Genomic DNA, 20567 nt, shown 5'->3' on the forward strand with positions numbered 1-20567 from the left:
GAGGGCCACGAAAATCATAACCATAACGAAGAGGATGGACACGAAGGCCACGACCACCACGATCATCACGCACACATGGTGGAAGATTTTAAAAAACGATTTTATATATCCTTGATTTTCACGATCCCCATTCTCTTTCTATCCCCGATGATACAGGATTTCATCGGTTTGGAATTTTCCTTTTCATATGATCAGTATGTGTTATTCGGTTTAGCTACCTTTGTATTTTTTTATGGCGGCTGGCCATTTCTGACAGGGGCTATTGACGAGTTGAAAAATAAGAATCCAGGGATGATGACCTTGATTGGTCTCGCCATTTTCGTCGCTTATGGCTACAGTTCTATGGTCGTTTTTGGCTGGGAAGGCCGTAACTTTTTCTGGGAACTTGCAACCTTGGTGGATATCATGCTGCTTGGTCACTGGATTGAAATGAAGTCGGTTATGGGGGCTTCCAATGCGTTACAAGAACTTGTCAAGTTAATGCCTAGTGAGGCTCACCGAGTAAACGAAAATGGGGAGACAGAGGATGTACCGATTCATGAACTGAGTAATGAAGATCATGTGTTAGTGAAGCCCGGTGAAAAAATCCCGGTTGACGGTATCATTCTGGAAGGTAAATCTGCTATAGATGAATCGATGCTAACAGGGGAGTCTGTGCCGGTAGAAAAGAATCAGGAAGATGAAGTCATCGGTGGTTCGATCAACAAAGAAGGAAGTCTCACGATTCAAGTGAAAAATACGGGAGATGACACGTACCTTTCTCAAGTCATTAACTTAGTAAAGGAAGCACAGAGTTCGAAATCTCGTGCTCAGGACCTAGCCAACCGGGCTGCAAAATGGCTGTTCTATTTAGCATTAGCGGCAGGGATTACTACTTTTATTATTTGGATCGCTATCGGATCAACTATTGATGTAGCTGTCGAAAGAATGGTGACGGTCATGGTCATTACATGTCCGCATGCTTTAGGTCTGGCAGCACCATTAGTTGTTGCTGTTTCAACGGCCATTTCAGCAAAAAAAGGTCTTTTAATCCGGAATCGCACCCAATTTGAGAATGCACGTAATTTAGATGCTGTCATTTTTGATAAAACAGGAACACTCACCAAAGGCGAGTTTGGCGTTACAGATGTGATCCCTGCACAAGGGTATGAGGCCAATGACGTGATTTATTGGGCGGCAAGTGCTGAACAGAATTCTGAGCATCCCTTAGCAAGAGGTATTATCCAAAAAGCTGAGAATGAAGATGTTTCCCTAGATGCTGTAGAAAATTTTGAATCGATGACAGGAAAAGGTTTGCAAGGTGATGTCGCTGGAAAAAATGTAAAAGTAGTCAGCCCAGGATATATGAAAGATGAAAATATTTCCTATGATACATCACCTTTTGAAAATCTTTCTGAAGAAGGGAAAACCGTTGTATTTGTTGTCCTCGATGGTCAATTAGCCGGCATGGTTGCTTTAGCTGACATGGTTCGGGATTCAGCGAAAGAAGCCATATCTGCACTTAAGGAAAAAGGCATCCATTCCATTATGCTGACAGGAGACAACCAGAAAGTGGCCGATTGGGTCGCTGAACAGTTGGATATGGATGAGGTGTATGCTGAGGTGTTGCCAGATCATAAAGCAGACCAAGTGAAGAAAGTGCAGTCAGATGGAAGAAAGGTTGCGATGACAGGGGATGGAGTCAATGATGCACCTGCCTTAGCAACAGCTGATGTAGGAATAGCTATTGGAAGTGGTACGGATGTGGCTGTGGAGACTGCAGACATCGTACTCGTTAAGAGTAACCCAAAAGATATTGTATCGATTGTAGAATTATCTAAGAACACGTATAAGAAGATGGTTCAAAATTTATGGTGGGCAGCAGGATATAATATCGTAGCCATTCCATTAGCAGCAGGCATCCTTGCACCTATTGGAATTATTTTAAGTCCAGCAGTTGGAGCCATTCTCATGAGCTTGAGTACCATTGTTGTGGCCATCAATGCCAAGTTACTTAAAGCGTAGGTGACTAACCAAGTAAATAGCTGCTAATTATTAAAAAACAGGTCGGAGGATAGACACTCCAACCTGTTTTTTATGATGGTGTTAGATATGCTCCCGTCAATAAGAGGACTGCTATCACTATAGAATGAAAGAAACAAATATGTTTGATAAAGATAATATATGTCTGATAAATCTGAATTGAATAGATTCCAACAGTTAAAAGAATGTAGTTACAAGGATAATTTGATTAATATATGTTAGTAGAATCGCATAGACTAAACTATTAAATTGTTAGTTTAGGAGAGATATAAATGCATAAACAACGCCCTACTTATTTCATTTCAAAATCTATGCGACTAATTATCAAATATACTCTGCCTATGATTGTTATTCTCTACCTAATCGTTACGCTAATCACAAGTACTGGATTAAAGGAATATTTTGTTTCTCCTTTTATTTATTCCATTTCAAAGGTAGCGCCTGAGGAGGCGGCACTTTTTATCATGGCCCAGGAGATGACACCTTTAAGGGTGCATTATTCTGACAAGGTAACGAAACAGTTTGACTGGATGGAAATGGCTATAAACGTAGATGTTGGAGATATCCGTAGTTTGTTAGGAAGAGAGATCCCAGGACTTGAACGTTATCACACTGAAATTGCCATAGCCGGTAAAGGAACTGATTTAAGTACTCTTCCGGTGGAATCCCTTCCACCAACTGAAGAACAATTACAGAACCAAGAGGTCAACAAAAGCCAGCTAGATTTAGCTGAAGAGGAGGGTCCTCCGCAAAAAATCGAGGAAATCTCCGAAAAGTCTGTTTTTATCTATCATTCACACAGCTGGGAAGCTTTTAAACCTTTAATCAAAAGTGAGCACCCTCAAAATGCATCTAGCACTAATGAAAAAGTCAATGTCATAGCAGTGGGCACCAAATTGAAAGAAGAATTAGAAAGCCGAGGAATAGGCGTCAAACATGATAAAACAAACGTAACGAGGGGTTTAAAAGAGAACAATTTGGATTATACTCATTCATACGATTTTTCAAGAGAGCTTGTTCAAGAAGCTCTTGCACAAAACGATAACTTATCATATTTAATTGATATCCATCGAGATTCTCAGCCTAGAAGTATTACCACGACGACGATAAATGGAAAAGACTATGCACGACTCTTTTTCATAGTCGGTAAAGAAAATAAAAAGTTCGGGCAAAATTTAGAAGTTGCTAAGGAGATTAATGCGGCACTTGAACAAAAATATCCTGGAATTAGCCGAGGAGTTTTTGTTAAAACGAAATCAGAAGGGAACGGGGTCTACAACCAAGATCTAACGAACCGTGCCATGCTGCTAGAGTTTGGTGGGGTTGAGAATAACTTAAACGAACTGTATAACTCGATTGAGGCTTTTGCAGAGGTTTTTTCCACCTATTATCGAGGTGATGCAGAGAAGGTAAATGCGAATTAATGTTACCAGTAAAATGAACAATACCCCGGCCCGGATTCTGAATAAAAGCATTTGCTCTAATTCTGCAATCATGTAAAATCCACCTCAGAACATCTATAATCTGGATGTCGCGAGGTGGAGGTTAATGTTAAATAGTGATATTCATGGTTTTAGGTGTAGATTGCATGTTATTCGGATTTGCCGGCGTTGGATGGGTCGGATTCGGTTCCATCCAAGTATTCCGTTGTTACATAGTAAGTGTATTTCGATGCTTTAGGATCGGTATATGTTTTGCGTTCGTGTTCGAAGATACTTGCGACTTTTTCGAAGTCTCCTCCATTTTCACTGTGTATACGAGGTAACCTGCGACACCGTCTACACGTACAGCGTGCCGTATAACGAAGGTTCCGTTTACTTTGACACTGGTCGATGCTTCAATATTATAATTTGTATTTTGTGGTTATTCTCCAACTTTCTCTGATGATTTCAGCTCAGAATAAACGACGAGTCGGTCCAGATAGGTTCTCTTTTCATCGTCAAAGACTCCGGTGCAGGTGATTAAGTTAAGCCTTTTCTTGTCTGTTTTTCCGAAGATCTCTTTAATAGGCGCTTCGTCGGTGGATAGCTTTCCGACTTCTGGACAACGTAGGTCAGCTCTTTGCCTTCTTCGTTTGTGACGATGATTTCGTCGCCTTTTTGCAGATCTTTCAAGTAGTAGAATACGGCTGGGCCTGATTGGTTATCAACATGTCCGGCGAGGACGGCGTTTCCTGTGTTTCCTGGTTTCGTTCCTGGCTTGAACCAGCCTGCAACTGCATCATTTTTCGGTACACCCATTTGTCCGTTTTCAAGTACCCCTACTTCATTCACAGGTGCGTCGATACCGATACTTGGAACCTTCACATTGGTAGGGACGATTCCGTTGCTCGTATCTGGTCTTTCGGTTTCGAAGTCCATCTCTTTGATGTCCCCCGATTTATCAACGACGGTAAATTCTTCTGATCTTAGTGAGAGATCAGAAGCCTCACTTCCTGAGTCCTCTTCTTTGGTTGCATCATAGGAAGAGCTGAAATTCGCCCACACATTTGAGTTGTACCCTGCAAGCAGGAGGGCCGCTAAGCCTATAATGGTAAAATACGTTCTCCACTTCATACCCATCACCTTTTCTTATTTATAAAAAGAAGAGAGGTTTTTTCCCCTCCGTTCTGGAAAGTTTGGTATGCTTTTTTTTCTTTAGCTTCAGGTTTTGTTCTACTTGTTTTCTTACTTTGCTATCGTGAGTGGATGGAAATCGGATCACTTTTTTTCGAACTTTTTTGATTTTTTGGGATGGTTGTCTTGGCGATAGTTAAGGGTTTATTCCCTTTCTAATCTAAAGCCTCAAACTTCCCTAGAAACTTGATTTTTAGCCAGGGGTTTCATAATAGCTCCTCTTGCCATCACTTAGGCGTCATGAAGAACAGGAATCAGGCCTGCACTTCAATTACATTTTATTATTAATAGGCCCCCTGTAGTTTGTTTATCCTCTTACTTCATAAATAATATACAACAATACTTTTTCTTCTAGTGAATCGCTACATTTCCTCTTTAATACCTCTCCTGACCAGCCACCAATTGGCAGGATAGCTGGTCAGGAAGCCTAAAACTAAAGCAATCTGCATCATAAACCAATACGTTGGTTCAATTGGTTTTGGGGGAGTGATAAACAATACATAATGCACAATCGCCATCCACCCAAACATACCCACCTCAAATGCGATCAAGGCTAAAGAATCAGCCTTAATGGCAGCTTTAATAGATTCCATAGCGCCTTGATCTTTATTCATTGGATAAATGGCATAAAATTGAAAAATAATACCAAATACATAGGCTAAAATAAATTCAATGGCATAGTGGGCAAACAATGTGGATCCCGCTATCGTCATCGCTGTTAAAGACACAATCGGAACGCCTACCACATCACCTAATGTACAACCAGAAGAACAGTGACTGGTAGATGTAAAAACTTTTGCTGGTCTTCCTCTGTTATCTTCTATATCTAAATTTTTGGCTTTTAACCGGCCCCATTTAAAATAAGTCCATACGGCAAACGGTCCAAAGAATAACCCATTGATTGGCCAAACAAAATTCATAATTTTCATCATCTGAGGATGTTTTAAAACATCGACTATGATGATTATGGAACATAAAAAACCTATTCCTAGCGCAACCCACGAAATAAGGGTTAACATTAGATCACCTCTTATTAATTATTTGTATAATATATACCCAGTATCAGTATTTATATAAACATATAGTGCCTTTAATTATTAAGGTAAATATCTATTGACTTATAATACCTGTATAGGGTATATTGTAAAAAAAGGAGGCGTCATAAATAATGGAAGAGAATGTTTTGCCTGAAAATAGTGGAAAACAGCCAGTAACTCCTAGAACAGATGATGAGAAGCAGGCCGTGTTAAATCGATTGAAGCGAATTGAAGGCCAAGTAAGAGGGATTCAAAAGATGGTGGAAAATGACCGTTATTGCGTGGATATCCTTGTGCAAATTTCGGCGATAAATAAAGCAATAAATAAAGTAGGATACACATTATTGGAGCGGCATACACATCACTGTGTTGCAGATGCGATAGAAAAAGGAGAAGGCGAAGAGGCTATTGATGAACTCATGAAAGTTGTTCAGCAGTTCTCCAAATAAGGGGGCATGAAATCGATGAGTGAACAAAAGAATGTCAATGTTGGAATTACAGGCATGACGTGCTCTGCCTGTGCCACGCGTATTGAAAAAGTATTGAATAAAATGGATGGCGTTGAGGCCAATGTGAACCTTGCCATGGAAAACGCCCAAATAAAATATAACGAGGATCACGTTCAACCCAATGATCTTACCGAAAAAATTGAAAAGCTTGGATACGGTGTCCAAAAAGAAAAAGTTGAACTCGATATCCATGGGATGACGTGTGCAGCATGTTCCACACGCATTCAAAAAGGCTTAAGTAGAATGACAGGCATTGAAACGGCCAACGTGAACCTGGCCACGGAAGCCGGCGTTGTTGAATATGATCCAGGCTTCGTTTCTCTTGATGATATTACTGAAAAAGTGAAGAAGCTCGGTTATGAAGCTGTCGTTAAAAAAGATCGAGAGGAACAAAAGGATCATAAAGAAGAGGAAATCAAAAAGAAGAAAAGGCATCTATGGATTTCGGTCATCCTTTCCCTGCCATTATTGTACACAATGGTAGCCCACTTGCCGTGGGATCTTGGCATACCGGTTCCTGAACTACTGATGAACCCATGGTTTCAATTTTTACTCGCAACACCGGTTCAGTTCTATATTGGTGCACCTTTTTACCTCGGAGCTTACCGAGCTTTGAGTAACAAGAGTGCGAACATGGATGTACTCGTTGCACTCGGAACGTCCGCAGCTTATTTTTACAGTGTGGTCGAAGCCATTCGTTGGCAACTGAATCCTGACGTTATGCCGGAGTTATACTTTGAAACAAGCGCAGTACTGATCACCCTGATTTTAGTAGGAAAATTGTTTGAGGCCCTTGCCAAAGGCCGAACCACGGCCGCACTCACGAAACTTCTTAATTTGCAGGCGAAAGAAGCGACGGTCCTGCGTGATGGGAAAGAGGAAAAGGTACCTGTTGAACAAGTACAGGTGGGTGACGTGTTACTTGTTAAACCGGGAGAGAAGATTCCTGTTGATGGAAGCGTAACGAAAGGCCAATCCTCGATTGATGAATCCATGATCACCGGTGAATCTTTACCGATAGAGAAATATGAAGGAGATACCGTTATTGGTTCAACGATTAATAAAAACGGTACGTTACAAATGAAAGCGGAGAAAGTCGGGAAAGACACGGCCCTTTCAGGGATTGTAAAAATTGTAGAAGAAGCTCAAGGTTCGAAAGCGCCCATCCAACGGACGGCTGATGTGATTTCCGGTATATTTGTACCGATTGTTGTTGGTATTGCAGTGATTACATTTCTAGCTTGGTACTTGTTGGTTTCTCCTGGTGAGCTACCGTTAGCACTTGAAGCTGCGATTGCAGTACTAGTGATTGCATGCCCTTGTGCACTAGGTCTTGCCACACCAACATCCATTATGGTTGGTACCGGTAAAGGAGCCGAGCAGGGAATCCTCTTCAAAGGAGGTGAATATCTAGAAGGGACACAACAATTAGACGCCGTTCTACTTGATAAAACGGGTACGGTTACAAAAGGAAAACCTGAAGTTACAGATTTTGTTGCGTTTGGAAATGATGAAAATGAGTTATTAGCTGACCTGGTTACAGCAGAAAAAGCATCGGAGCACCCATTGGCGGAAGCGATCGTGGAATATGGGGAAGAAAACGATGTAGAGATAAAAGAAGCTGACCAGTTTGAAGCTATACCTGGATACGGGATTCAAGCCCAAATAGACGAAAAGCAAGTATTCGTTGGAACTAGAAAGCTGATGAATCGTGAAAAGATTAGCTTTGAGGAGCATGAAGTGACGTTATCTCAACTTGAGGAAGAGGGCAAAACGGCCATGCTCATTGCCATAGACGGTACGATTAAAGGTTATGTTGCCGTCGCTGATACGGTAAAGGAAACGTCTAAGCAAGGAATCCGTGATTTGAGATCACTTGGAATCGATGTATTTATGATTACCGGCGATAATGAGCGAACAGCACGGGCCATTGCCGAACAGGTGGGCATTGATGGCGTATTTGCTGAAGTACTACCCGAAGAAAAAGCCGAGAAGGTTAAAGAACTTCAGCAACAGGGACAAAAAGTAGCCATGGTCGGAGATGGAATTAATGATGCTCCTGCCTTAGCAACGGCTGATATCGGCATCGCCATCGGAACCGGTACAGATGTAGCCATTGAAACGGCAGATATTACACTGATCGGCGGTGACCTTGAACATCTCAGTAAGGCGATCATCCTCAGTCGGAAAACGATGAAAAATATTCGCCAGAACTTGTTTTGGGCGCTTGCTTACAATTCTGCTGGTATTCCAATTGCCGCAATAGGGTTGTTGGCTCCTTGGGTCGCTGGTGCAGCGATGGCGTTTAGTTCCGTCAGTGTCGTTAGTAATTCGCTGCGTTTGAAACGAGCGAAAATATAAATTATATGAAGGGAAGATGTACGATGCAAACAACATTAAACGTAAAAGGAATGACTTGTGGTCATTGTGAGTCCTCAGTAAAAGGAGCACTTAAGGAATTAAACGGTGTCCAAGATGTAAATGTTGATCTTTCTACAGGTAAAGTGGATGTCTCTCATGAGGACGATGTAAGTAATGTCCAAATGAAAGAGGCCATCGAAGAACAAGGGTATGATGTTGTTTCCTAACAGGGGCAATGATTGATACCGCATGAAAAAGCCCTTAGATAGAAGTGATCTATCTAAGGGCTTTTTTCTACAATTAAAATTGGGTCTTAACATACATATGATTTAGCTTGCAGTCCTTGGACCATCTCCCCATACAGATTTTGTATAATATTGATGAATAAGAAGTAACACCGGGAACTCCTTCCCTGGTAATTTAAGAAAAGGTAAGTAGTAATAGGAAGGGGGCACTAGTAAGTTGGAAATAGTACCTGTGTAAGAATATCGGTTATTACCACGATCAAAAAACCTTTCGTATAGATTAGTCACAATAGGAAAAAGATAAAAAAACTTCTTAGGAGTGGTATTCTGTGCTAAACACTGTTGATGTAGGTCTTATGGCTAATCACCTTGATGCTCATAAAGGCATTATTAAAAGATTGGAACTTTATTTGAATCATGCAAAGAACCAACAATTTATTCATACGTTAGAACAACAAATTGGCATTTTGAAAAACCATGTGAAAGTTATGAACCAGCTTCTGGATCCAAATAATACAAGCCCAGTCACTCTTCCATCAATCCCTCAAAGTACTTTAAATGGCGGAAAACAAACTTCCTCTGTTGATATTGGTTTGGTGGATCGTGATATGGCTTTTGATGCTCACTTTACTGCAAATGCAATGGCTAAAGACAATTTTGTTTCTTCTAATGATATGAAAAATCAACAGGTGAAACAACTTCATAGTGGAATGGCTATGCAGCAGTCACATATTGGTAACCAATATGAAATGCTTGCACAACAGTTGGGCTGGTTAAATCCTCCACAAGCAACAAACCTAGAGCAAACCAATTCGATAAGTCCCTTGAACAATACCCCGCCCATTGGTGCAATGAAGAATCACAAGTATGGGGAGCAACAATACCCTCAACAATAGAGCTGTAAGAATGTAGCTTGCTATACCTTATGAAAAGGGAAGCAAGCTGTTTGGTATTTTCTTGAGATTTGATTACTGAGGTAGTTATCTAGCCAGCGTTATATTATGCCGTCTTTTGCAATGAATCTGGTATTTGATTCCTTTCTCAGGAAACCTTAATCGTTCCAAACATCCCTGATTCTTTATGTCCTGGCAGCGTACAAACAAAACGATATGTGCCACTTTCAACAGGAATAAAGGAGACACTTTTCTCTTCTCCGGGTGCAGCATGGACATGTATTTCATCACTCCCCTGACCATGATCATGGGTGTTATTTTCCTCAGATCCCTCTATCGCAAGGTCTTTAATTTCCAAATCGTGTTCTATTTCACAGTTGTTATCCAATAATAACGTTACTTTCTCCCCCACTTTTATGTTCGTCTTATTAGGTGAAAAGGTGAATTCATCAGCTTTAATTAATAAATTCTTATTCCTAGCGTTATGTTCTAAATGCTCTTGTTGGCCCGATATGGTTTGAGGGAAAATAGGACCTAATTGATTAAATACAACAAAGATTAACCCGAAAAGCGCCACCGTTATAAATGGATTCCTAAACAAGGGTGTGTCACTTTTCTTTACTTCTTTTTGTATCATATAGAGAAGGAGTAGCATAGTAGCAAGGAATACTATAAACATTATTTTTACAATGGCGTCACGATACTCTGGCGTTATCATTTCACCAAGCATAGCCCCCATCATCCCACCCATGAGACCGGATAGCAGACCATCAAGCACTGCCATAATACTAATGGGTAAACCAGCCAAAAAACCTACTATCATGCCAGCAAGCATTCCCAATACCGTTGATAGGAATAAGTTACCCGAAAAAAGAATCCCTAAAATTAACCCCATCACTAGACCGACACTCATTCCGAGCGTCATCGCAATCATCATGCCGGTCATACAAGTCACTTTCTTTCTGTAATAAACAGTCTTGCTAACAGATACGCCCGCGAGTAAGAGAATGATTACAAGTATCAAATATAACGTTGTGCCCAATGTTGGTTCCCCTTTCTGCCTTGTCCAGTATGTTTAATTATATGTATGTTTTAAAGGAAAATATTCAAGGGTCTAAGTACCAGTTATATTTGTTACAAATGATTAACAATGTTAAGTATTTATGACATGTAATGAAACTACACAGGGGACTGTCAATAATTTTGTGTAAATAACCATATACCTCTTCTTGTAGCTGCTGTTACTCGTTAAACATTTCTGCTATTTCAGACCTTGCTTGATCAAAACCAATGTGGCAACGTGTTGCGAAACGCTGGTTGTATTCTTCGAACTGAGTGACGAGAAATCGGTCCAGTGATTCTTCATTGGGGAACTGCTCTTTGCGCTTGCTGTATTTCTTGATCTTCTTATTGAAGGACTCGATTAAATTGGTGGAGTAGATACTCTTTCGAATGGACTTGGGGAAGTCATAAAACGTGAAAAGATCCTGGTTATCGCTAAGGGATTGAGTGACCTTCGCATATGATTTCTTCCACTTCTCTATAAATGCTTCCATCGCTTCCTCAGCCTTCTCTTTATTATCCGCACGGTAAAGGGTCTTCAGGTCTTCACATATTTCTTTTCGATCTGAAACACGGACTTTATGGGCGATATTACGGGAAACATGGACGAAACAGGTTTGGTACTTGGCCTTGGGGAACACCGAATAAATGCTTTCTTTGATCCCTTTTAATCCATCCGAAATAAAAAGGAGCACCTCCTCAACACCACGAGCTTGAATATCCTCAATTAACTCTTTCCAAACGTACGCAGATTCGGTTGGAGCAATCGTGTAAGCGAGCACCTCTTTAGATCCGTCTTCCCGAATTCCAACGGCAATATAGACAGCTTCCTTGGATACGGTATCTCGCTTGACGGGAAGAAAGGTCGCATCTAAATAAACGCATACGTAACGCTTGGATAAAGTTCGTTGGCGAAATGCTTCTACTTCTTCGCCGATCGCTTTGGTCATGTTTGAAATCGTTTGGGGCGTATAATGGTGGCCATACATTCGTTCAATCAAATTGGATACTTCGGACATGGTGACACCCTTTTGGAACATATGTATGACGAAGGACTCCAGGGTATCGTTGGTGCGCTTATAAGGAGCCACTGTTTGTTGTTTGAACTCTCCATTTCGATCACGAGGGATGGAGATCTCAAGCTCACCATACTCGGTTTTTAAGGTACGGGAATAAGAGCCGTTGCGAGAGTTTCCGGTATGAAAGCCTAGACGATCATACTTTTCGTAGTCTAAGAAGGCTGTCAATTCCGTTTGAAGCAGCGTATTCACCGCGCTTTCCAGGTGGCTGCGAAAGATTTCCGATATATCCTCTTTTTTCACTAGAGCTTGTATAATATCTGATGTAAAATGATCCATAAGGGAAGACCTCTTTTCTTTGGATTGGTTGTGGTGACTTAATTCTACAAGAAAAGGTCTTCCTTTTTCTATTTGGAAAGAATTCTATTTACACAAAATATTTTACACTCTCCTACACAGTTTCTGCACAGAAAAGATTTAAATTTAGGGGAGAGTTAATTGTTTTTAAGAGGAGTATAGCTAATGAAATTACTGCATCTGATAGAGGAACTTGAGACAGAAACTGAAGATAAAAGTATGATAAAAGATATAAGCGTCCAAGGCATAGCAGATAGTTCGTTGGATGTTGAGAAAAATTTTATATTTGTTGCTATAAAAGGCTTTAATACAGACGGTCATTCATTTATTGGCCAAGCTATTCAAAAAGGGGCTTGTGCTGTCGTAGGTGAGGAAGATATTACTGATTCCCTAGTACCTTATATAAGAGTGAAAAGTAGTAGGAGGGCTTTAGGAATTATAGCTAATAAATTTTATGGTTCCCCTTCCAAAGACAAGTTGTTGATTGGGGTGACCGGTACGAATGGAAAAACGACTACAAGTTATTTACTGAGACACGTATTAGAAGCAAATGGAATATCTTGTTCAATGATTGGAACCATACAAAACGTGATTAATGGCGAAGTTACTCAATGTGTTAATACCACGCCTGGTTCACTTGTAATACATGAACTATTGTCAAATAGTAATGACGAAGTCGCTATTATGGAAGTCTCATCCCATGCTTTAACGCAACATCGTGTGGAAGGATTGAAGTTTGATTATTGCCTATTTACAAACCTCTACCATGATCATCTCGATTATCATACTTCCATGGAGGAGTACTTTCATGCGAAAGCTTTGTTATTTGATAAGTTACAGGATGATGGACAGGCCATAGTAAACACGGATAGTTCTTGGGGAGAAAAATTATCTATGATGTTACAGGATAAAGGGAAGAGGATTTATGCTATCGGTGAAGTTGAAAGTAGTGATCTAAGATTACTAAATTTTAATTTGGAAAGTTCTACAATAACGGTTAAAGAGAATAACGAATTGATCCATATCTGTTCTCCGATGTCCGGGGTTCATAACATGTACAATGTGGCAATGGCCTATGCCACGGCCAAACATTTAAAACTAGGCGAGGAGTGTATTCTAAATTCTATCTATGGGTTTACAGGAGTGGATGGTCGATTTGAAGTTTCCCAACAAGATAATGGATCTATGGTCGTGGTCGACTATGCTCATACACCAGATGCTATTTTTCACTGCTTACGAACAGCAAGGCTTTGCGGTGCCAAAAGAGTCCTCCATATTTTTGGATTTAGAGGAGATAGGGATTCAACGAAGAGACAAGAAATGCTGTCAATTACCTCTGAATTAAGTGACCACTATATTCTAACGGTAGATGATTTAAACGCTGTTTCTCACAAGGAAATGGTAGGAACGCTCAAATACTTAAACGATACCTTTGGGAATGAGAAGGGGATGGTTGTTGCGGATCGAACGATAGCCATAAAACAGGCATTGGATCAGAGCATTCCAGGAGACTGGATTGTTATTACCGGGAAAGGGCATGAACAGTATCAACAAAATTACCATCTGCCCACTGAATCTGATAAGGATACAATCATGTACCTAAACAATACGAAAAGACAGTTATTGGAGTAGAGAACATGAAGAAAATGATATGGTTAATAATAACTGTTGTCGTAGTAAATACGTTATTTACCTCAGAGGCCCTAGCTCAATCTGATATTTCCCCACCGACCATACGTAGTGAAGCTGCCATCATGATTGATTCAAAAACCGGGACCGTACTTTATGAAAAAAAACCATATAAAGAAATGTATCCAGCTAGTTTAACTAAAGTTGCAACAGCTATCTATGCGATAGAAACCGGTAATCTAGAGGAAGTTATAACGGTTAGTGAGAAGGCAAGAAACACTATAGGCACAAGGGTTTATTTAGAAGAAGGGGAACAAGTCCCATTAAAAAAGCTTATTCAAGGTTTATTGATTAACTCCGGAAATGATGCGGGTGTAGCAGTTGCGGAACACTTAAGTGGAAGTGTGGAACGTTTTTCTTCGGATTTGACTAAATATTTGAAAAATGTGATCGGTGTTCAAAATACTAACTTTGAAAATCCACATGGCCTCTTTGATCCTGAGCATGTTACCACAGCTGAAGATTTAGCAAAAATAACCCAGTATGCCATGAAGAATGAAGTTTTTAGGCGAATATTTGGAACCGAAGAATTAAAGTGGAACGGAGAAGGCTGGGATACGACGCTTTATACCCACCATAAATTAATGAGACAGAAGGGTTATGAATGGATTACAGGAGGAAAAACAGGTTATGTAGATCAATCAGGATTTACTTTGGCAACCACAGCAGAAAAACAGGATTTAAGTGTAGTTCTCATTACCTTAAACAGCGGTTCGCAAACGGTAGCTTATAACGACACGATTAAGCTATTAAACTATGGTTTTGAACAGTTTAAGACATTGAGTATTTCTAAAGGAGCAACATTTTCAGTTGATGGGAAAAAGTATAAAGCATCTGAGAGGTTATTCTTTACCCATCGCATAAATGAGAAAGTGAGTAAGGAAATCAAAAAGGATGGAACACTAGAAATTGACAACCAAGACGGGACTGTACAAACTTCGTTTCAGTTAGATCAGGTCAAAAACAGAAAATCTATGGATGTTCAAACTGCAGCAGCTCCTAAGAACGTAGATGCAGACCCAGCCATTGTCGCTCACTTGCCGAAACTATTGTTTGTTGTCCTAAGCATTGTTTTGAGTATCCTTGGATTATTCTATAGACACTTCCGTAATACTTAACACTTAAAGGAAAATCACATCTCTTTTTTCTTTTGTATTTAATATTTTGTTTATTTGGGGGGAGCTCATGTACCAATTCTTCAGTAACATCAGCAATTTTTTCAGTCAACCCTTTTTCAACTTAGCTAATCAATGGGAGGGCATTCCTTTCCTATCAGCTTTTCTCCTAGGTTTAGTAGGTGCGGTCGCCCCTTGTCAATTTACAGGGAATATAGGTGCCATTACGATATATGGTAACCGTTCATTGCAAAAGAATGTTCCTTGGATGCATGTATCTCTTTTTGTATTAGGAAAGCTTGTGGTGTTCTCTGGCCTAGGTCTCGTGGTTTGGTTGCTTGGTAAAGAGTTCCAGGCAAACTTCACATTATTTATCCCTGTGATAAGAAAGCTAATTGGACCTGTTTTGGTTTTAATAGGGCTTTTCATGGCAGGTTTTTTTAAGATGCGTTGGAGTGTTAATTTGGGAAAAATCCCCGAGCGATATGTGAAGGACAGTAAGATCGGAAGCTTTTTAATGGGGGTTAGTTTTACTTTAGCTTTTTGCCCGACCATGTTTATTTTGTTTTTTATGACCCTTATGCCTGTTGTTTTATCTACCTCTTACGGAGTAATTTTACCACCCGTTTTTGCGATTGGAACATCTATACCGCTATTACTTTCCATCTTTATCATTTGGTATTTTGAATTAGGCGGAAAGTTTATGAAACAAGGTCGGAAAATCGGATCCGTTGTTCAGCGAATAGCTGGTTGGATCTTAATCATCATTGGTCTATTGGATACCTTAACTTATTGGTGAGCAATTTTTCCTGACAAAGAAAGTGTCTGTCGCCCTAGTACTAAACTGGGGCGACTCCGTTTTTAGCACTCGACTTAATCAAGGATGAGCAGCGGGGAGCCGATTTCCACGATCGTTTTCTTTGTTGTTTGATCCGCTTTAATAGATACTTGCAGGTTAATCATTTGGCCATCGCTCATAATTTCATTATCTAGACGGGATGAATAACCTTCAAGAATGATTTGGCTGTCATCTTTATATTTACCTCTAACTGCTCCGTCCAAATCCTCAAAAATCTCTTCCAAATAATTGCTTTGTTCGTTTTGGCTCATTACTTGACTCAACTTCTTTTGAAGGGTGAAGTTAAGTGATGGTGCAATCCCAGCGACTTGTAGTCGATTCTTAAGATACTCCCAATCCGTTAGAAATATATCCTTGTTGCCATCTCTCCCTGTTACTTTTATTAAAAGAAAGGCCTCATAGGATTTGGCATCTTCTCCTTCAGTTGTTCCCACCCATTTCATCTGAAGTTTGCTCGTTTTGGACAAAGGCTTTTCACCAATAAACTCCATCACTTGGTGGTCACCAGGATGACTAACTTGGGAGAACGTGACAGAGAATGATTCCTGTAACTCCTCTCCCCTTGACAGAAAATCTTCTTTATTGATGGAACGAGGTACCATACTCCCGTGAGCAATCTTATACTTAGTAAACCCACCCCTGTTCTCTACTGAGTTGATTAGGTTCGATGGGCCACTACTTGACGAATAGGTTGGAGTTATGGTGAAGGCAAAATAAAGAACAACGGCTACCACAATCCCTAAAATAGATAAATTCTTATTTATTATAAACCATCGATTTCTCATCGTTTCTTTCCCCCTGTTCTACAAATAAGGATAAACAGAGAAAGACCGTTTTATACATCGTAAACTAGATTAATAGGGAAATACCTATATATAGAAATGGGTGTGTGGTAGATAATCATATTAGAAATGCATAATTTCTCGATAAATGCCTGATAGAATACTATTGAGTAACAATCATTTAGGAGAGTGAAAAGTATGAATAAGAAATGGTTCACTATTCTAGCAACGACAGTGATGTTAGGAGCTATATTTGCTTTTAATCAATGGGCTATCCCATCAGAAGCTCAATCCGATTCTTCAAGTGGATCAAAGGCCAAAAACGCAGACATTGAATCACCTGGCTTGGAAACGATGAATGGGGAAAAGGTAAATGGGGTTAAGCAGTATGAGTTAACTGCCGAACCAGTGACTCAAAAGTTCACCGATGGCTTTAAGGCAAAAGCTTGGGGCTACAATGGCAGCAGCCCTGGCCCAACACTGGTTGCCAAAGAAGGTGACACAGTAGAAATCACCGTTAACAACAATCTACCTGAAGCAACATCTATACACTGGCATGGACTTGAGGTCCCAAATGATATGGATGGCGTGCCTATGGTACAGGATTCGCCGAAGATTAAACCGGGTGAATCTTACACTTACAAATTTCAGTTGGAGCAATCCGGTACGTACATGTACCATTCGCATACAAATGTGTCTAAGCAGGAATTAATGGGCTTAGCGGGGTCTTTTGTCATTCAACCTAAAAAGCAAAATCAACAAGTGGATAGAGATATTGTCATGATGTTGCAGGAATGGACTCTAAAAGGTGCTGGTGGTCATGGATCCATGGATATGAACACCGGGAATGACATGAATATGGAGCAAGGAAACAGCGGTGATAATCATGACGGTGAGAGTATGAAGACTGATGAAAACAAATCAGGGGTATATGAGATTAATCCTATGGGAATGGAGCCTAACATGTTTACGATTAACGGCAAATCTTACCCTTCAACGGAATCGATCAAGGTTACAAAAGGTGAGACCGTTCGTATTCGATTTACAAACCTAAGTGGCAATTCTCACCCGATGCATATGCACGGTGATGATTTTAAAGTCGTTGCGGCGGATGGCAATCGTATTAGCAAAGCAGCACAACTTGAAAAAAACACCATCAATGTTGCACCAGGGGAAACATGGGATGTTGAGTTCACTGCTGAAAACCTTGGCAAATGGCCGATCCATTGTCACAAACCTCACCACACCATGAATGCTAATGGTGAAACAGGCGGTATGTTCACCATCATTGAAGTTACTGAATAATAATTGATATAACAGAACCGACAATCATAGTATTGCTCATTTGACGTTAATGTACTTGAGTGCGATTAAGGAAGTAAATAGATAGGAGAATTCGAAAAGTACAAATCACCAATTAGTGATTTGTACTTTTCCTTATTCATTAATTTATAACTATTTCAACCATATATCCTCTCCGTTCTCCTGTGTGACTTTCAATTTGTTAGCGTTTGTTGAACTAGCCACATAAATTCCTCAAAATTTTTGTGTACACTAGTAAATGTCCTATAAAAATCAACTAGACTGGGGAATATAAAAGATATTAATGAGGGATGTGCATCTTATCGTTAATTGCGGCTTAATCCTAATACCATTTTAAGTTCTTGTTCATAGTAAAGAAAAGGACGCCAGTGAAGAGACAATATATTACTGGGGTGCACAGATGATCTAAATGCCTCGTAAGTGGAGAATCTAGGTATTGTTGTTACAATTGAGAGAAAATCAAAAGGCATGTTAAAATATTTAAATTTAATATGACCTTTAAAAACAAATGAGGGGTGTAGAGTGGATTATAGAATCCTTGTGGTTGATGATGAATGGAACATGAGGAATTTAGTTAAGATCTATTTGTCTAAAGAGAAATATCAAATTGATGAAGCCAAAGATGGTAACGAAGCCATACAAATGGCTCAGCAAAGTCCTTATGATTTAATGGTTTTGGATATCATGCTTCCAGATATTGATGGGTGGGAAGTTTGTTCAACCATACGCCAAACTAAACAAATGCCTATTCTAATGTTGACGGCTCGAAATGATATTAAGGATCGCGTGCATGGTCTAAATCTTGGAGCGGACGACTACTTGGTTAAGCCCTTTGCTTCTGAGGAATTAGTTGCTCGAGTCAAAGCCTTACTTCGCCGCCAGAAAATTAATGAGGAAACTCACGATACTCTGTTATATTTTGAAAACTTATCAATTAATGGGGAGAGTAGAGAAGTTAAGGTTTTGGAATCTCCAGTTGAACTAACTCCAAAAGAGTTTGATATTCTTTATTTAATCGCTAGCCAACAGAAGCGAGTGTTTACTCGAGAAATTTTATTAGACAGCATTTGGTCTCCAGGTGAATTTCGCGATTTACGAGCCATCGATACACATGTGAAAAATATAAGGGAAAAGCTACGAAAGATAGGACTATCTTATAATCCTATAAAGACGGTTTGGGGTGTAGGTTACAAATTTAATATTTCAGAGGATTGGAAGTAAGATGAATAAAGTTGTTCTAAAACTTGGCGGGACCATTATGGCATTGTTTCTAATTGTGTTACTGCCATTAGGATATGTTGCCAACCAAATATTCACCAATTTTTATTATAGTCAAGTTCAAGAAGATATCGAAGACCTTTCTCATAAGTTTGCACTTACAATCACTTCGCTTGAAGACGAGGATTTTACCAGTATGTTTAAAACACTTGCTGATTTAACGAATAAAGAAATTTTAATTATAGATCCAGATGGAAAAGTCATCGTTAACTCTGGTGTCCAGAATCCCACTCTATCTAAAGAAGACATCAAACAATTATCAGGAGGGAAGCCCCTCCAAAAAAGATTTGATAATTCAAATAGAGGGAGTAGTTACCTCGGGTCTGGCCATCCCATTATTCAATCGAATACGTTTAAGGGCGTTTTCTTTGTCTTGGCTCCTATAAACGATATTCAAGAACCTGTTGGTAAAATTAGAGATTTGCTACTATTGTCGGCTGTAGGTGCGCTATTTTTAGCCCTTGGATTTACATTTGTACTATCCAAAAAAATGTCAGACCCATTATTGGAAATGGAACAAGCGACTCGGGAAATTTCAAAAGGGAATTTGGATACAAGGGTGGATATTTCTTCTGGCGATGAATTAGGTTCATTAGGGAAAGCGATTAATGATCTTGCATTTGAAACGAATCGATATCGAAGTAATCGAAGAGAATTTTTTGCCAACGTATCACATGAATTACGCACCCCCATATCGTACCTAAAGGGATATTCCCAGGTGTTGAAGCAAGGTCTTTATCAAACGGAGCAGGAAAGGTTGCAGTATCTTAACATTATTGAGAATGAAACAGATCGGATGGTTAGGCTAATCAATGACTTGTTTGAATTGTCAAAAATGGAAGAAGGGAAAATAGAACTTCAAATGTCGAACCTCAACCTTGCAGAGGTTTTAGAAACATCCTTTTTTAAAGTTAAAATAGAAATAGAGAAAAAAGGATTAACATTAAAAGGCCAAATAGACAATGGTGTCCCTGATATAGAGGCTGATGGCATCCGTATGGAACAAATCTTCACCAACCTGTTAGCTAATGCCCTTCGGTATACGAAAAAAGGATCCATTCATGTTGATGTTTGGCATGAAGAAGATCATGTACATGTGATTATTGAGGATACGGGTGTTGGAATTCCAGAGGGAGAACTTCCCCTCATTTTTGAACGTTTCCACCGTGTCGAAAAGTCTAGGTCGCGAGATCTGGGGGGAACAGGTTTAGGATTGGCTATTGTAAAGAATTTGGTTGAACTCCAGCATGGGGAGATCTCAGTGAGTAGCCAGGTGGGTACAGGAACGAGATTTGAGCTACGTTTCCCAGTAGCTGGTAAGGAGGCAACATGAAAAAAATAGAATGGTTAATAGCAGCACTGCTGATTTTAATAGGCTTGATTTGCCTAACCGTTTCCTCC

At 39.9% G+C, this 20567-nt stretch carries 17 protein-coding genes; 12 read left to right on the plus strand and 5 right to left on the minus strand.

The window, feature by feature from the left end; genetic code table 11:
- Positions 1–147 precede the first annotated feature (147 nt).
- Together MUO15_RS00385 and spoIIP are read left to right on the plus strand one after the other, a co-directional pair.
- Positions 148–2004 carry a copper-translocating P-type ATPase gene (locus MUO15_RS00385; protein ID WP_396266335.1) on the plus strand — a complete coding sequence of 619 codons (1857 nt, stop codon included), beginning with the start codon at positions 148–150 and terminating at the stop codon, positions 2002–2004.
- 290 nt (positions 2005–2294) lie between these two features.
- Complete coding sequence (gene spoIIP, locus MUO15_RS00390) at positions 2295–3446, plus strand: stage II sporulation protein P (RefSeq protein ID WP_245032550.1); 1152 nt, start codon at positions 2295–2297, stop codon at positions 3444–3446.
- A 537-nt stretch (positions 3447–3983) separates the two neighbouring features.
- On the opposite strand, the gene MUO15_RS00395 is transcribed toward spoIIP, so the two are convergent.
- Both MUO15_RS00395 and MUO15_RS00400 read right to left on the minus strand, forming a co-directional pair.
- Positions 3984–4577, minus strand: coding sequence for a class F sortase (locus tag MUO15_RS00395; protein ID WP_245032551.1), 594 nt, complete (start codon positions 4575–4577; stop codon positions 3984–3986).
- Between the two features lie 422 nt (positions 4578–4999).
- Positions 5000–5656, minus strand: coding sequence for a DUF4396 domain-containing protein (locus MUO15_RS00400; protein ID WP_245032552.1), 657 nt, complete (start codon positions 5654–5656; stop codon positions 5000–5002).
- A gap of 149 nt (positions 5657–5805) precedes the next feature.
- On the opposite strand from MUO15_RS00400, the gene MUO15_RS00405 reads away from it, so the two are divergent.
- The 4 genes from MUO15_RS00405 to MUO15_RS00420 all read left to right on the plus strand — a co-directional run bounded on the left by MUO15_RS00405 (position 5806) and on the right by MUO15_RS00420 (position 9685).
- Complete coding sequence (locus MUO15_RS00405) at positions 5806–6123, plus strand: metal-sensing transcriptional repressor (RefSeq protein ID WP_245032553.1); 318 nt, start codon at positions 5806–5808, stop codon at positions 6121–6123.
- Between the two features lie 15 nt (positions 6124–6138).
- Positions 6139–8544 carry a heavy metal translocating P-type ATPase gene (locus MUO15_RS00410; protein ID WP_245032555.1) on the plus strand — a complete coding sequence of 802 codons (2406 nt, stop codon included), beginning with the start codon at positions 6139–6141 and terminating at the stop codon, positions 8542–8544.
- 23 nt (positions 8545–8567) lie between these two features.
- Positions 8568–8771, plus strand: coding sequence for a copper chaperone CopZ (copZ, locus tag MUO15_RS00415; protein WP_245032557.1), 204 nt, complete (start codon positions 8568–8570; stop codon positions 8769–8771).
- 347 nt (positions 8772–9118) lie between these two features.
- Complete coding sequence (locus MUO15_RS00420) at positions 9119–9685, plus strand: hypothetical protein (RefSeq protein WP_245032559.1); 567 nt, start codon at positions 9119–9121, stop codon at positions 9683–9685.
- 145 nt (positions 9686–9830) lie between these two features.
- On the opposite strand, the gene MUO15_RS00425 is transcribed toward MUO15_RS00420, so the two are convergent.
- Both MUO15_RS00425 and MUO15_RS00430 read right to left on the minus strand, forming a co-directional pair.
- Positions 9831–10724 (minus strand): plastocyanin/azurin family copper-binding protein, encoded by an 894-nt coding sequence (locus MUO15_RS00425; RefSeq protein WP_245032561.1) that lies wholly within the window; start codon positions 10722–10724, stop codon positions 9831–9833.
- Between the two features lie 199 nt (positions 10725–10923).
- Positions 10924–12102 carry an IS256 family transposase gene (locus tag MUO15_RS00430; protein ID WP_245029549.1) on the minus strand — a complete coding sequence of 393 codons (1179 nt, stop codon included), beginning with the start codon at positions 12100–12102 and terminating at the stop codon, positions 10924–10926.
- A 183-nt stretch (positions 12103–12285) separates the two neighbouring features.
- Here MUO15_RS00430 and MUO15_RS00435 point away from each other — a divergent pair, with 183 nt between their 5' ends.
- The 3 genes from MUO15_RS00435 to MUO15_RS00445 all read left to right on the plus strand — a co-directional run bounded on the left by MUO15_RS00435 (position 12286) and on the right by MUO15_RS00445 (position 15723).
- The gene (locus tag MUO15_RS00435; RefSeq protein ID WP_245032564.1) at positions 12286–13752 is read left to right on the plus strand and encodes a UDP-N-acetylmuramoyl-L-alanyl-D-glutamate--2,6-diaminopimelate ligase; all 1467 of its coding nucleotides are present in this window, start codon (positions 12286–12288) and stop codon (positions 13750–13752) included.
- Between the two features lie 5 nt (positions 13753–13757).
- Positions 13758–14927: a D-alanyl-D-alanine carboxypeptidase family protein gene (locus MUO15_RS00440; RefSeq protein ID WP_245032566.1), complete on the plus strand. Its 1170-nt coding sequence runs from the start codon at positions 13758–13760 to the stop codon at positions 14925–14927.
- A gap of 67 nt (positions 14928–14994) precedes the next feature.
- The gene (locus MUO15_RS00445; RefSeq protein WP_245032568.1) at positions 14995–15723 is read left to right on the plus strand and encodes an urease accessory protein UreH domain-containing protein; all 729 of its coding nucleotides are present in this window, start codon (positions 14995–14997) and stop codon (positions 15721–15723) included.
- A gap of 74 nt (positions 15724–15797) precedes the next feature.
- Here MUO15_RS00445 and MUO15_RS00450 read toward each other — a convergent pair whose 3' ends face one another.
- Entirely contained in the window at positions 15798–16568 is a 771-nt protein-coding gene (locus MUO15_RS00450; protein ID WP_245032570.1) for a YwmB family TATA-box binding protein, read from the minus strand.
- A gap of 195 nt (positions 16569–16763) precedes the next feature.
- On the opposite strand from MUO15_RS00450, the gene MUO15_RS00455 reads away from it, so the two are divergent.
- The 3 genes from MUO15_RS00455 (at position 16764) to MUO15_RS00465 (ending at position 20499) form a co-directional block, all read left to right on the plus strand.
- Positions 16764–17870: a multicopper oxidase family protein gene (locus tag MUO15_RS00455; RefSeq protein ID WP_245032572.1), complete on the plus strand. Its 1107-nt coding sequence runs from the start codon at positions 16764–16766 to the stop codon at positions 17868–17870.
- A 540-nt stretch (positions 17871–18410) separates the two neighbouring features.
- On the plus strand, positions 18411–19109 hold the full coding sequence (locus tag MUO15_RS00460; protein ID WP_245032574.1) for a response regulator transcription factor: 699 nt from the start codon (positions 18411–18413) through the stop codon (positions 19107–19109).
- A gap of 1 nt (position 19110) precedes the next feature.
- The gene (locus MUO15_RS00465; protein ID WP_245032576.1) at positions 19111–20499 is read left to right on the plus strand and encodes a sensor histidine kinase; all 1389 of its coding nucleotides are present in this window, start codon (positions 19111–19113) and stop codon (positions 20497–20499) included.
- Positions 20500–20567: the final 68 nt, after the last annotated feature.

It is taken from the genome of Halobacillus amylolyticus (genome assembly GCF_022921115.1).
GTDB classification, from domain to species: Bacteria; Bacillota; Bacilli; order Bacillales; family Halobacillaceae; genus Halobacillus_A; species Halobacillus_A amylolyticus.

Excerpts from the sequence above, each read along its gene's own strand:
- MUO15_RS00400 (WP_245032552.1), bottom strand. The coding sequence starts at position 5,656 with ATGTTAACCCTTATTTCGTGGGTTGCGCTAGGAATAGGTTTTTTATGT.
- MUO15_RS00405 (WP_245032553.1), top strand. The coding sequence starts at position 5,806 with ATGGAAGAGAATGTTTTGCCTGAAAATAGTGGAAAACAGCCAGTAACT.
- MUO15_RS00450 (WP_245032570.1), bottom strand. The coding sequence starts at position 16,568 with ATGAGAAATCGATGGTTTATAATAAATAAGAATTTATCTATTTTAGGG.
- MUO15_RS00385 (WP_396266335.1), top strand. The coding sequence starts at position 148 with ATGATACAGGATTTCATCGGTTTGGAATTTTCCTTTTCATATGATCAG.
- MUO15_RS00455 (WP_245032572.1), top strand. The coding sequence starts at position 16,764 with ATGAATAAGAAATGGTTCACTATTCTAGCAACGACAGTGATGTTAGGA.
- spoIIP (WP_245032550.1), top strand. The coding sequence starts at position 2,295 with ATGCATAAACAACGCCCTACTTATTTCATTTCAAAATCTATGCGACTA.
- MUO15_RS00465 (WP_245032576.1), top strand. The coding sequence starts at position 19,111 with ATGAATAAAGTTGTTCTAAAACTTGGCGGGACCATTATGGCATTGTTT.
- MUO15_RS00410 (WP_245032555.1), top strand. The coding sequence starts at position 6,139 with ATGAGTGAACAAAAGAATGTCAATGTTGGAATTACAGGCATGACGTGC.
- MUO15_RS00395 (WP_245032551.1), bottom strand. The coding sequence starts at position 4,577 with ATGAAGTGGAGAACGTATTTTACCATTATAGGCTTAGCGGCCCTCCTG.
- MUO15_RS00440 (WP_245032566.1), top strand. The coding sequence starts at position 13,758 with ATGAAGAAAATGATATGGTTAATAATAACTGTTGTCGTAGTAAATACG.
- MUO15_RS00435 (WP_245032564.1), top strand. The coding sequence starts at position 12,286 with ATGAAATTACTGCATCTGATAGAGGAACTTGAGACAGAAACTGAAGAT.
- MUO15_RS00445 (WP_245032568.1), top strand. The coding sequence starts at position 14,995 with ATGTACCAATTCTTCAGTAACATCAGCAATTTTTTCAGTCAACCCTTT.
- MUO15_RS00430 (WP_245029549.1), bottom strand. The coding sequence starts at position 12,102 with ATGGATCATTTTACATCAGATATTATACAAGCTCTAGTGAAAAAAGAG.
- copZ (WP_245032557.1), top strand. The coding sequence starts at position 8,568 with ATGCAAACAACATTAAACGTAAAAGGAATGACTTGTGGTCATTGTGAG.